A 12,795-nucleotide genomic window follows, 5' to 3' on the forward strand; every position below is an offset into this window, starting at 1 on the left:
ACCATGGCTAAAGATTTTATATTACCCGATATTGGTGAAGGCATTGTTGAATGCGAAGTAGTTGAATGGCTAGTACAAGAAGGCGATACCGTATCTGAGGATCAACCAATTTGCGATGTTATGACAGACAAAGCATTAGTACAAATTCCGGCAGTGCATGATGGCGTAATTTCAAAGTTATATTATCAAAAAGGAGAGATTGCTAAGGTACACGCTCCTTTATTTGCTATGGATGTAGCCGGTGAAAGCATTAGCAATGAAGTAGTACAAGAGCCAGTACAAGCTGAAAATAAAACTAATGATGCAGCTGATGTGGTTGAGGACTTTATATTACCGGATATTGGAGAAGGTATTGTTGAGTGTGAGATTGTTGATTGGTTAGTTGCTGAAGGCGACGAAATAGAAGAAGACCAAGCGGTTTGTGACGTAATGACCGACAAAGCATTAGTACAAATTCCGGCAAAATATACAGGCACTGTACAAAAGTTATATTATCAAAAAGGCGAAATAGCCAAAGTACATAGCCCGTTGTTTCAAATGACAATTGCAGGCAGTGCAGTAAAACCAAGTGTTGATATAAACCAAGCGGTCGTAAAGGCTCAAACTAATGCCGTCGCTGAAAAAGTTGCCCCAGTTAAAACAGAGCAAGCTGCTAAAATTATCAATCAAAAAGCGGTGGCATCGCCTGCGGTTCGTCGTAAAGCACGTGAACTAGATGTTGATTTAACCTGTGTACCAGGTAGTGGTAAAAATGGACGTATTTACAAGCAAGATATTGAAGAGTTTGTAAAAGGCGAAGTGCCAAATACTATTGATACTTCACCGCTTGATAGCGATGCTTCTCAAAGTGCAGTACAAAACCAAACGCAGAATCAAAGCGGTGGCGTAAGAGTCGAGCAAATTAAAGGCATTAAAGCGGCCATGGCCAAGCAAATGGTAGCGTCGGTTTCAACTATTCCGCACTTTACGTTTAGTGATGAAATAGACTTAACGCAGCTTATAGCTTTGCGTAGTTCTTTAAAAGAGCAGTACAAAGCACAAGGCGTAAAGCTCACTATGATGCCATTTTTTGTAAAAGCATTGTCGCTAGCAATGAAAGAGTACCCTGTACTTAATTCAAAAGTGAACGATGAATGCTCAGAGCTTACCTATTATAACGATCATAATATCGGTATAGCGGTTGATTCTAAAATTGGCTTGTTAGTGCCTAATATTAAATCGTGCCAGAGTAAGAGCATTGTTGATGTGGCAAATGATTTAACCAGGTTAACTCATTCAGCGCGAGAAGGGCGTGTTGCACCGGATGATTTAAAAGGTGGGACAATTAGCATCTCTAACATTGGTGCGATTGGCGGCACTATTGCGACCCCTATAATTAATAAACCAGAAGTGGCAATTGTTGCGCTTGGTAAATTACAGTATTTACCGCGTTTTGACGAAAGTGGGCAGGTTGTAAGTAAAGCTATTATGCAAGTGAGCTGGTCTGGGGATCATCGTGTTATTGATGGGGGCACTATTGCTCGTTTTAATAATTTATGGAAATCGTACTTAGAAAATCCATCAGCAATGATGATGGCTATGAGTTAATAGCTAAATTGTTAATATGTAATAAAAACCGGCTTTTAGCTGGTTTTTTGTTTTAATTTGAGCTGTTTTTAATTAAGATACAAATGTTACTAAAAAGTAATTAGATTAACCCCGTTAGGGAATATAAAAAATAACACTAAGGAAATTTCATGGAACATTATATGAACGCGTTGCGTAGCTACGCAGATTTTTCAGGCCGTAATCGTCGTAAAGCATATTGGATGTTTATATTATTTAACTTCATTTTTTCAGTAGTTTGTAATGCGATTGATGGTGTACTAGGTACAATGTTCATTGGCTCTATTTATAGCTTAGCGCTATTAATTCCTGGCTTAAGTGCGGGTGCACGTCGTCTTCATGACACAGGCCGTTCAGGCTGGTGGCAGTTACTTTGGTTTGTGCCAATCATTGGTTGGATTGTTTTAATTGTTTTTCTTGCGCAAGATTCGCACGAAGGTGAGAACGATTTTGGTCCAAATCCAAAAGAATTAGCAGTAGAACCAGCAACTGTATAAGTAAGAACAACTTAACATGTTAAAAGCTCAGCAATTGCTGAGCTTTTTTGTGTTTTTAAATCTCATTTTTTAAATTTCAGCAAAAAAATACAACCCATAACCAACTATTAATGCGGGAATAGACGTATAAAGTGTAGCTATAACTGCAGCTTTGGGCGCCATTGCGATTGCTGGAAATAACGCATCACCATCGTTAGAAATTGCGTTTCCTGCTAAAGCACTAAAGGGAATAATGCCTTGAATATAAAGCGTTGTAACAATTATTTGCGGGCCACAGCCGGGTAAAAATCCAATAAGCACTGCAATTAATGGGGCTAAATAGGCGTAATGTACAAACCACGTTTTTAAATCAAGTCCGGCAATGTTAACCAAAATCTCAAATAGCATAAAAGAGGCTACAACCCATGCCGTAACAAAATGGGTATCTTGTAATACTTTTATTATTTTAGAAGGAGGGTGACAGGCATCGTCTTCTGACGTTACTTCTTGATAGCTTTCACCTCTTGACGAAAGTGCCCAAATACTAACAATAAATAAAGCCATTAATGCACCAAATAGCGTAACTAAAGTGCTTGTGCTTGCGCCAAACTGTGTAAAATTAACATTAAAGGCAATCAAAAAGGCAATTATAAGGCTTGGGATAATTGCTACCACCCAAATCGGTTTACTGATTTTAATAATGTTAGTTGAGAGTATTTTAATTTGGTGCTTTTGTTCTTGCGCTGTTGGGCGTAAAAAATCTTTTTTGTGTATTGTATTAACCAGTAAACCACTGAATGTACCCACAACTAACCCTATGCCCATAATTAACAAGCCTTCAGTAGGTCGGGTAGCAAGTAATAAAAACGCTGCATCGCCCATTGTAGCTGTTAGCACAGCAACAATAGCACCAAAGCTTGCTTGGCCTTTTGTAAATTGAGTAACCACAATAATAGCGCCACCACAGCCAGGTAATGCACCTAAAACCGCTGCAAAGCTAATTTCTAAAATAGGGGACTTGGCACTTAAATAACTAAGCTCTAATTGAGGTAAGTGTTCTATAGCGTAGTAATAAATTAACAGGGTAGCAGCAACAAACACACTTACTTGAAAAAATGCATCACTGAGTGCGGTCATTGTTATTTCGCGTAATTGCGGTATTGCAAGGCAAGTTAAAATAAATAAAGGCAGCAGTAAGCGTTTATTTTGGCTCAAAAATCGTTTTGAGGCAGGAGTAATAAAACCAATGTGAGGAAGTGAAATCATACAATGCGACCTAATAAATTAACTAGGTCACACTGTATATTTTAATTAAATGATAATCAATATCGTTAGCATCTATTTAAATCGATTACTCTGTTTGAGTTTTTCGATACCTAAACTCAAGTTAGTTTAAATTTGAATTTAAGGCTGTGATTAAACTAGGCTACTTACGCTGAAATTCAGAGTTTGTATTCCACGTTGGCCACTGTTCTGTTTCAGAAATATTAAAACCTACCTTATAAAATAATTGTAAGTCTTGAACAGCACCCGATAAATCCCATTCATCACGGTAACGGTCACATGGTTGATGATAACAACCGCGAAGTACTAAGCTCATACGTTTACGGTAATTAGCCGTTTCTTCATCAGCAGCGACTGTGCCGCCACCTGCGTACATAGCCGGAATACCCATGTTAGCGAATGCAAAGTGATCAGAGCGGTAATAGCCACCAGATGACGGTTTAGGATCGCCTGATATTGTTCTGCCTTGCTCTTTAGCTGCAGTTTCTAAAAACTCATCCATTTGTGATTTACCTATACCAACCACATTCATGTCTTTTACTTTGCCTAATAAATTTAAGCTATCCATGTTTATGTTAGCGACTGTTTTATCCGCTGCAATTACTGGATTTGCCGCATAGTATTTAGAACCTAATAAGCCTTGCTCTTCAGCAGTTACCGCTAAAAATGTCATTGAGCGGCTAGGATGCTTAGGTAATTTTGTAAAGGCTTCGGCTACTTCAATTAGCCCAGCGGTACCCGTTGCATTGTCGTGAGCACCGTTATAAATTTGATCGCCTTTACGTGTTTTATCTGTACCTAAGTGATCCCAATGAGCCGAGTAAATAACATGCTCATCTGGTTTCTCACTACCAGGTAAAGTGGCAATAAAGTTATACGACACTGATTTTTTAATCGTATTTTTAACATTAACAGAAGCAGTTAAATCGCCCATATCAACATGGTAAGCACCTTTAGCAGCATTTGTTTTAACGGTATCAAAATCTAAACCTGCTTTAGTAAAGAGCTCTTTTGCTACGTCAGTTGTAACCCAGCCTTCAACGGCTACACGGTCCATGTTGTTGTTTTCTTTTTGAAAACCAAACTGCTCGCCGCTCCACGAGTTTTCAACAACCGACCACGGGTAAGAAGCAGGTGCTGTTTCATGAATAATAATTGCACCAGCGGCACCTTGTCGACTCGCTTCTTCGTATTTGTATGTCCAACGACCATAATAGGTCATCGCGTCGCCAGTAAATAAAGCAGGGTCTTTTGTTGCAAAACCTGGATCGTTAACCAGCATTACAACCGTTTTGCCTTTAACGTCTAATCCTTCGTAATCATTCCAATTGTATTCAGGTGCGTTAACGCCGTAGCCCACAAATACAAGTTCAGAATTTTCTATGCCTTCTTGTGCGCTTATACGGCTGCTACCCATAACCATGTCTTTTTTGTATTGATAGTCTTTACCACCAATACTTAATACCATGTTCGAATCTGCTTCTAAAGAAACTAATGGCACTTCTTGTAAGTAACTGTCGCCATTGCCTGGCTCTAAACCTAGGGCTTTAAACTGCGCAGTTAAATAATCAAGCGTTAGCTTTTCGCCTGGTGATGAAGGAGCACGACCACCAAATTCATCTGATGCGAGTACTTTTACATGTTTAGCCAATTCATCAGCTTGAATACTGTTATAACCATTTGTTACATCAGTAGGTGTAATACTTGTTGTTGCGCAACCTGCTAAAACAGCAGTGGCAAGGAGTGTGAGAGAGAAATAATGTTTCATGTCAGCTCTTTTTTTGTTTTAAGTTGTGATTAGTATATTAACTTCTATTAAGTAGAACCAGTTTTTGCGGTAAACTTCTCGTAAATTATAGGCATAAATTGTTAAAGGTTTAAATGAAGCGTTTTACTCCCCCCGAGCAGTGGCAAATCAGTAGTTTAGAAACCGGTGCATTTTCGCACTTACGTGAGCTATTTAAAGTTAACGAACTAACTCATTGGCCGGCTCCGCAGTGGTTTTCTCCATTTTTAACCGCTATTAATGCGAATAATATTCCTATTACTTTTGAAGATGATGCAAAGGTAGATTTTGGCGATCGTTATTACGAACAAGTTATATTTGAAACGGGTGTTGTACCTACACGCAGTGAGAATTGGCATGACTTGTTTGGTGGCTTTATTTGGTGTTTATTTCCTAAAACCAAAGCGCTTATTAACCAGCGTCATGTGCAAGATATAGCTGAACATGGTTTGCAAAAGCGTACCAAACATCGTAATGCATTAACGCTCTTTGACGAATGTGGTGTGGTATTGGCAATAAGCGATACTAAATGGCAAGAATTGCTTCGCGATCATCAATGGGAAAAAGCATTTGTTGAGCATAAAAGTGAATGGGGAAAAAGCATTAAAGCGTTTATGTTTGGCCATGCTAATTATGAAATGCTCACCAAACCTTATATAGGTTTAACGGGTAAAGCATTGTTTGTTTGTGTACCAGATGAAACATTTTGTAAAGATTTAGTTACTCAATATCAGTACCTAGACCAAGCCCTTTATGAGATGATTAAAATAGATAACTGCTTAGCCGATAACAAACAGCTTTCGCCACTGCCATTATTAGGCGTGCCTGGCTGGCATGATGAAAACAAAGACGACTCTTTTTATAACAATACAGATTATTTTAGAGCGAAACGAAGGATACGAACATGATAGAAGTTGCTGGGCTTAAAAAGAAATTTAAGCTAACTAAAGATCACAAAAAAAATAAAATAGACGACATCGATCCTCGTGAAGATAAAGACTATTTTCATTCAGTACGAGACGTAAGCTTTAGCTGCGCGAAGGGTGAGGTACTTGGATTACTAGGACCCAATGGCGCAGGTAAAACAACAACACTTAGAATGATATCAACCGCATTAAAGCCCGATGAAGGTTCAATAACAATTGCTGGAAACGACATTGTAAAAAAACCGTTATTAGGGCGTAAGTCCATCGGTTTTTTATCAGGCTCTACCGGTTTGTATGGCCGTTTAACTGTAAAAGAAAACATAGAGTATTTTGCAAAGCTTCACGGTATGAGCAAAAGCGATATTGCATCGCGTTGTGATGAGCTATTTACATTGCTTGATATGCATAAATTTGTAGATAAACGCGCTGAAAACCTATCAACTGGTATGAAACAAAAAGCGAATATCGCTCGTGCTGTTGTACATCGCCCAGCAGTAGTGGTGCTCGATGAGCCAACAACGGGGCTCGATATAATGACCACGCAAACCGTTATTCAATTTATTAAGGGCTTAAAAGCGCAAGGTACTCCTGTTATTTTTTCTACCCATCATTTAGATGAAGTTGCACTTTTATGTGACCGAGTCGCTGTAATTAACGAAGGTATTAGCTGCTTTGACGGAACAGTAGATGAATTTAAAAAAGCAGGTAATAGTGATGAGCTTAATCAAGCGTTTATGAACATATTAACGGAGAAACATGATGTTTGAGGTATTTAAAAAGGAATTAAGAGAGTTATTACGCGACAAAAAAACGCTATTATTTGTTGTTGCGCTCCCTGTCGCTATATTTCCGTTATTGTTTGCTGTAATGGCATTTATAAGCTCACAAGCAGCGATGGATGCAGAACAAAAAGTAAATACGTATGCCATTATTAATGGTGAATACGCACAAGAGTTTACTGATAAAGTTTTTTATCACAAAAGTTTTGAGCTTTATAAAGGCACTAAAACCTTTAATAACATTGAAGAGCTTAAAGCTGGCGTTATAGCTGGCGATATTGATATGGGTATTTATTTACCAAGCCATGCTGAGCAAACATTAGATGATGGAAAACAAAGCCAGTGGCAGGTTGTATTTAACGATTCAAAATCTATCAATTTTTTATTCGAACGCGTTAAAGAACTCGCAAAAGAATACAGTGATGTGCTGCAAACTCAAAAGCTAATCAGTTTTGGTATTGAAGAGTCTGTTCAAAAATCCATTCTTAATCCAATTGAAGTCATTAAAGTAGATACAGCCGATAAACGTGAAAACCTTGGCGAAAAAATTGGCGGGTTTTTACCTTACTTACTTATACCATTAGTACTAATGGGGGCTACTTACCCAGCTATTGATTTAGGCGCTGGCGAAAAAGAACGCGGCACGCTAGAAACACTCCTACTTACACCTATTACGCGTACAGAGCTGGTACTTGGTAAATTTATAACCTTGTTAACTACATCCATTGCCTCCACAACCATAACTGTCTTAAGTATGGGCTGTTGGATAGCATTGGCGTTAGCATTTGCTGATCTTGATTTTATTAAAGCGGCATTTAGTACATTAGCGGTAACCGATTTACTGATGATATTTGTACTGTTACTGCCTGTGGCTGCTATATTTTCGGCTTTGGCACTGGCTATATCTATTTATGCACGTACGTTTAAAGAAGCACAAAACTACATGGCTCCGCTTAGCATGGGTGTGTTTTTCCCTATTATTATTTCAATAATGCCAAATATGGAACTCAATGCAAAAACAGCATTTATTCCAGTAACAAACGTAGCATTAGCAATTAAAGAAATAGTAAAAGGGACTGTTGATTACACATTTGTAGGCTTAATATTTTTAGCTACTGCAATCATTGCGGCTGGGCTACTTGCCTTTTGCGTTAAATGGTTTAACCGAGAAGATGTATTATTTAGGTAATATGTAACTGATTATAAAAGGCATCACTTTAGTGATGCCTTTTTGCTTTAAGCGATTATTTTAAAGTGGTTTGTATTAAGTCATTAAATAGTTTAAGTTTATGGGCTGAACTATGGATTACATAACAAGGATGGATTCTTGAAAATATCACTATTTCACCTCTCGCTTTTAACTGCTGGCTGCGCTTTTTGCTCTCTCATTTATACAGATCCGTCACACGCAAAAACTATTCAGCCAACTACCCATGTAGGCACATGGCAGAATAAAGACGAAGATGGCGATGCAGTGCCTGATGTTGATGATGATTTCCCATTTAATACTAATCGCTCTAAATTTATTGAAGTTCAAGACAGTGAGCCTAATGATAACCCCAGTGTTGCTTCACCATTAGCTGCAGGGATCCCTTTTAGGATAAAAGGTGCTATTTCAAACAAAGGAGACAATGGCGACCTTTATAGTTTTCATGGCAAAGAAGGAGATTTTGTTTCAGCATTAGTTACCTATGAATCTGAAAGCTTTGCTCCAAAAGCTTATTTTTCTGATGAAAGTGGCTTCGCTATTAACTCTTCTTTAATTCATTCTAGTAAAGGAAATAAAACCTTATTTGTAACAGTTATCATCCCTAAAAATGGTTTATTTCATTTGGGTGTGATTGATGCTAAATCAGACGGAAATCCAAGTTTTACATATTAAGTAGATGTTTTTTTGATGAAGATATTGATGGTATCCCAGACAACAAAGAGAGGGCATTAGGTATACTTCCTAATAGTCAAGATACCGATGGAGATGGGATCCCCGATTTTTATGAATACTATGTAGATGCATCTATTGGAATAGACTTCGATAGTGACGGCATTCTAAATATGCTCGACGAAGAAAGTGATGGCGATGCAATTAGTGATAAGTTCGAAGGGTACACCGATCCAGACGAAGACGGCCTGTACAACTTTATTGACTTTGATAGCGATGGTGATTCAATTTTAGATAATCAAGAAAAAGTAAATGATAAAGGCTTACCATTAGATTCGGATTATGATATAGCTGATTTTTTAGACTTAGATAATGATGGTGACTACATATTAGATATTCATGATTCAGCTCTTTACAAAAAAGTATTTGGGTATTCATAACTTTACAATCGTCGGTACTGAGGTGCTTGAGGATGCTAAAAGCAGCATATATCAAACATCACAAAAGAATGCATTAAAGTATGGTTATACTGGCGAGCTGTGGGTCAATTATACATTCACAACATCAAAAAATTTTTCTTGGTAAAAAGAAATATAATGTAACAATAAAAGGAAAATGTAAGTTTGGGTAAGTCGATGGCAAGTGGCTTATGGTCAACTTATTAAGAAGCTAAATATGAATAACAATGAGCAGCCAAACGGTCTAGACGATACAAAATGGTTTAAAAACACTCATTTTGAAGAGCAGGATACCTTAAGCCCAACGAGTGAAATTAAACTCCCTTTATTGCGTTTATTATGTCATTTGTCTTTTCCAGTGGAGCTTTTATTTACAGTTGCTTTAATTACGCTTTCATTGGTAGCCGGACTTTGGTTAGTTGATAGCTATAGCTTAGCTGGTTTAGTTATTTATATACCGCTACTTATTGGTACTCTATTATTAAAACGCATTCTTATATGGCGCAAGTTTGGGTTTAGTTCAAAAGAAGTAATGACCATAAGTAATAAGCAAATTCAAGTTAACCCATTTGTAAATGATTCATTAAAGCAAAGCAGGATATTTAAAAGGGATGACATCGAATCAATATTATTTAATTACAATCTCATTAATCACGTGTCTGATACACAAATTCAAGTAAATGCTGCGCTAAATAGGGCTTTTATAAAGCTAAAAACAGGCGAAAAAATTGAGTTGAACGTTAATAGAGTAGGGTTGTTTAATGTTTTGTATTTGTTGTATTACTTTGATTACCCATTAATTTATATAAAATCATTTGAAGGAGGGGGATCTAGTATCGGCTATTTGTTTTTACGAGTTTCTGGCATTTTGGCTAATTTCCCTATAATAGCGATGTACCTTGCCGAGTTTAAGTGAGTAACTAATATTAGAGTGTTTAAAGTCGCTGTGGAAAGCAGTTAAATGGACCAAGTAACTTAACAGGTTTCATGTCGAAAAGAGTTTAAATATTTGTACGAACAAAATTTGCGGGACGAGTCGCTTGACGCATTTTTAAAAGATGACTCTTATAGCATTATTGGCAAGGCCACTGCAGTGGCAGATGATTTATATAAAAAGCTAAAAAGTGAACGCAAAAATAATAATTAAGAGTATTTAAAAGGAACGCTATGTTAAAAAAAACAATATATGTATTGCTCGGCTCATTAGTTTTGCAAGGGTGTGTAGACTCTCATTCAGTAACGGCTGTTGTTAAAAATTCTGTTAAGTTTCAATCAGGTGACATGTTAATATATGATGTAGATATAGAAAGTAGTAAGCATAGTTGTACCATCCTCTTGTCTGTAATGGGAAAGGACTTGTGGGCGCTAGAAAAGGAAGAAAGCTTATTAAAAGGTTTAGCATGTATTAATAAAGAGGGGCTAATTTTATCTGGTCCTCCTGATGTAGACAGTTTTACTTGGAAACCAGTGGAGGGCGGTTTTGAATTTACAATGGACGCGACTGCTACAGAGCAAAATAATAAAAGTGAAAAACTAAATATTTACACGACATTCCCTTTATTTGTTCCGTTAACAAAGGATTTGAAATGAAATCACAATTAATAGCCCTTTCTAGTATTATGGTATTAAGTACAGCAGCATTTGCTAATGAATCAAATGTGAATTTTCCTGCTAAGGATAATCAAGATCCATTATTTATAAAAAAATGCGAAGAGTTTAGACAAGCAAAAGCCGATAAAGATATTGATACCTTGATGTCTTTTGTACCAAAGCATTTTAAAGATACAGAAGACGAAAAAAAACGCGCTATCGCATACTTGAGTAAAAAGGCAGAAAAGTTTCAAAAGTATGTAACAAGCCCTGAATTCAAGGTTTTATCTCAAAAATTATCAACTGAATCGAAATCTAATTATGCACAGGTTGACATAAGAGCCCAGTATGGTGAAAAAAATTCGTGTCTGACGGCTGTGTATTTGAACTTACTAAAGAAAACGGTTGGATAATTATTATTGCGTCTAGCTAATTGGCTTTTCGAATACCTTAAGTATTTATATGTTATGAGAGTATGCAATCAAGCATACTTTTTTATTCAAAGAGGGAATTTTGGCTAATTCAATTATATTAAAATCACTATTAGAAACGATTAAATGGCTATTCATTTGGCTAACTGTAGCAGGGCTTGTACTAGGTGTTTTAAGTCAAGGTTTGTTTTTTGATACAAGTGATGGGCTTGATGTTTTATTAATTCTTGCGCTTTTGATGTTCCAACATCGATTAAAATTTGATGAACACAATAATCAAATAGATGTAAAGTTGGGGGCTTACTTTTTTAAGAAAGAAATCTTCACGTATAGTCACCACACCATTGATACAAACAGTATAAACACAATATCGTTTAGAGCAGATAAAGCTGTAAATATCATAGATATTAATTACACCTCAGTACAAGGCAAATTGAGCACTTATACGTTTAGGTGTTTCAAGCAAGCTAAACAAGCACAGCTAATAGTGAGTAAACTCTCAACCGTTGAGCGCGTTTATACAGCTAAACGTGAAGAGGCCGAGGCTGAAAAAACAAACTCAGTAACAGTAAACAAATTTTCAAAAATATTTCCGCAAAACACTATTTTAGGTAATGCTGAGGCTAAAAATAACCTTTCTATACTTAGGTGTGCGCTACCGCTCCCTGATAGTAAGAAAAGCTTAGTTCACATTATCGTAGTGTGTTTTGCTTTGCTTACGCTATTTATTGCGTTTTCATCACAAAATTGGAAACCCTCTTTTGCATTTTTAGTAATAACTTATGTAAGTTATTACTTTGCTAGGGTTATTGTTTGTAATAAATACTATTTTATAAAAACAGCGCCTTTAAGCTCCATAATAATAGATGATGATGAACTTTATTTACCCGCGTTATTATTCACTGATAAAACACCGCGCACACTAACTAAGCAGGATATTATTAGTATTGAGGCTAAGTGGAATTACGATTACGACTCAGTTGAAGGCACGATTGGCAGAACTTCAAAAAGGTCGCATTTAATCTCACTAGTATTTAATACAACAAAGGGGCAGAGTATCCCACTGTCTCATTGGAGTGTTGATAGTAAAACACTCGTGTTTTCATTATTAAAATATAAATATCCAGTATCGTTAGACAGAACAAGCCAAATGGTTTACCCATTTAAACTTCATGTTGGATTATTCGTTTTTATGTTTATACTCATCATACTTGCTATGAGCCTACCAAAAGTTATATCTATTTAATGTAATAGGTACTTTAGTATAGGCGCTAATAATAGCTAAATACGATGTGGTTTCGTCGATTTTTAATTACTAAATTTTAAGGATGAAATTTTGAAAAATATATTTAAATTTATAATCGTTCTCACTGCAAGTTTATGTGGACACGCAAACGCGCAAAACTACCTTTCACTCAATTATCAAGTAACTAAAGAACTAAATCATTTCGCATACATTAAAATAAAAGTCACCGATAAATACCTTCGTACAGACTATGTTTTGCCAAATAAAACCTTTACAGAAATGACTATTAAAGATGATGGACAATATATTTTAGATCATCAAAAAAATATCGCATA

At 36.6% G+C, this 12,795-nt stretch carries 15 protein-coding genes; 13 read left to right on the forward strand and 2 right to left on the reverse strand.

Going from position 1 to position 12,795, the window contains the following annotated elements; genetic code table 11:
- Nucleotides 1-3 precede the first annotated feature (3 nt).
- Together CXF64_RS05090 and CXF64_RS05095 are read left to right on the forward strand one after the other, a co-directional pair.
- Nucleotides 4-1,587, forward strand: a complete 1,584-nt coding sequence (locus CXF64_RS05090) for a dihydrolipoyllysine-residue acetyltransferase (RefSeq protein WP_101216495.1) — start codon at nucleotides 4-6, stop codon at nucleotides 1,585-1,587.
- Nucleotides 1,588-1,736: 149 nt separating this feature from the next.
- Nucleotides 1,737-2,102 carry a DUF805 domain-containing protein gene (locus tag CXF64_RS05095; protein WP_101216496.1) on the forward strand — a complete coding sequence of 122 codons (366 nt, stop codon included), beginning with the start codon at nucleotides 1,737-1,739 and terminating at the stop codon, nucleotides 2,100-2,102.
- Between the two features lie 69 nt (nucleotides 2,103-2,171).
- Here the strand turns inward: CXF64_RS05095 and CXF64_RS05100 are convergent, their stop codons facing one another.
- A complete protein-coding gene (locus tag CXF64_RS05100) occupies nucleotides 2,172-3,347 on the reverse strand; it encodes a putative manganese transporter (protein ID WP_101216497.1) in 1,176 nt (391 codons plus the stop codon).
- A gap of 160 nt (nucleotides 3,348-3,507) precedes the next feature.
- Nucleotides 3,508-5,133 carry a M28 family metallopeptidase gene (locus CXF64_RS05105; protein ID WP_101216498.1) on the reverse strand — a complete coding sequence of 542 codons (1,626 nt, stop codon included), beginning with the start codon at nucleotides 5,131-5,133 and terminating at the stop codon, nucleotides 3,508-3,510.
- 113 nt (nucleotides 5,134-5,246) lie between these two features.
- On the opposite strand from CXF64_RS05105, the gene CXF64_RS05110 reads away from it, so the two are divergent.
- From CXF64_RS05110 to CXF64_RS05155, 11 genes are all read left to right on the forward strand, one after another.
- A complete protein-coding gene (locus tag CXF64_RS05110; RefSeq protein WP_101216499.1) occupies nucleotides 5,247-6,059 on the forward strand; it encodes a DUF3025 domain-containing protein in 813 nt (270 codons plus the stop codon).
- Complete coding sequence (locus CXF64_RS05115; RefSeq protein WP_101216500.1) at nucleotides 6,056-6,844, forward strand: ABC transporter ATP-binding protein; 789 nt, start codon at nucleotides 6,056-6,058, stop codon at nucleotides 6,842-6,844. The genes CXF64_RS05110 and CXF64_RS05115 overlap by 4 nt, the downstream gene beginning before the upstream one ends.
- Entirely contained in the window at nucleotides 6,837-8,045 is a 1,209-nt protein-coding gene (locus CXF64_RS05120; protein WP_101216501.1) for an ABC transporter permease, read from the forward strand. The genes CXF64_RS05115 and CXF64_RS05120 overlap by 8 nt, the downstream gene beginning before the upstream one ends.
- Nucleotides 8,046-8,183: 138 nt before the next feature.
- Nucleotides 8,184-8,738: a hypothetical protein gene (locus CXF64_RS05125; protein WP_101216502.1), complete on the forward strand. Its 555-nt coding sequence runs from the start codon at nucleotides 8,184-8,186 to the stop codon at nucleotides 8,736-8,738.
- 170 nt (nucleotides 8,739-8,908) lie between these two features.
- Nucleotides 8,909-9,175 carry a hypothetical protein gene (locus CXF64_RS05130; RefSeq protein WP_101216503.1) on the forward strand — a complete coding sequence of 89 codons (267 nt, stop codon included), beginning with the start codon at nucleotides 8,909-8,911 and terminating at the stop codon, nucleotides 9,173-9,175.
- Between the two features lie 235 nt (nucleotides 9,176-9,410).
- Entirely contained in the window at nucleotides 9,411-10,109 is a 699-nt protein-coding gene (locus CXF64_RS05135) for a hypothetical protein (protein ID WP_133120251.1), read from the forward strand.
- A gap of 93 nt (nucleotides 10,110-10,202) precedes the next feature.
- The gene (locus CXF64_RS20755; protein ID WP_157823661.1) at nucleotides 10,203-10,340 is read left to right on the forward strand and encodes a hypothetical protein; all 138 of its coding nucleotides are present in this window, start codon (nucleotides 10,203-10,205) and stop codon (nucleotides 10,338-10,340) included.
- A gap of 20 nt (nucleotides 10,341-10,360) precedes the next feature.
- Complete coding sequence (locus CXF64_RS05140) at nucleotides 10,361-10,783, forward strand: hypothetical protein (protein WP_101216505.1); 423 nt, start codon at nucleotides 10,361-10,363, stop codon at nucleotides 10,781-10,783.
- Complete coding sequence (locus CXF64_RS05145) at nucleotides 10,780-11,196, forward strand: hypothetical protein (protein ID WP_101216506.1); 417 nt, start codon at nucleotides 10,780-10,782, stop codon at nucleotides 11,194-11,196. The genes CXF64_RS05140 and CXF64_RS05145 overlap by 4 nt, the downstream gene beginning before the upstream one ends.
- Nucleotides 11,197-11,296: 100 nt before the next feature.
- On the forward strand, nucleotides 11,297-12,460 hold the full coding sequence (locus CXF64_RS05150) for a hypothetical protein (RefSeq protein ID WP_101216507.1): 1,164 nt from the start codon (nucleotides 11,297-11,299) through the stop codon (nucleotides 12,458-12,460).
- 90 nt (nucleotides 12,461-12,550) lie between these two features.
- Nucleotides 12,551-12,795, forward strand: a 245-nt coding sequence (locus CXF64_RS05155) for a hypothetical protein (RefSeq protein WP_157823662.1), incomplete at its 3' end; no start/stop codon positions are given.

Origin of the sequence: Pseudoalteromonas sp. GutCa3 (assembly GCF_002836155.1) — a bacterium.
Lineage (GTDB): Bacteria > Pseudomonadota > Gammaproteobacteria > Enterobacterales > Alteromonadaceae > Pseudoalteromonas > Pseudoalteromonas arctica.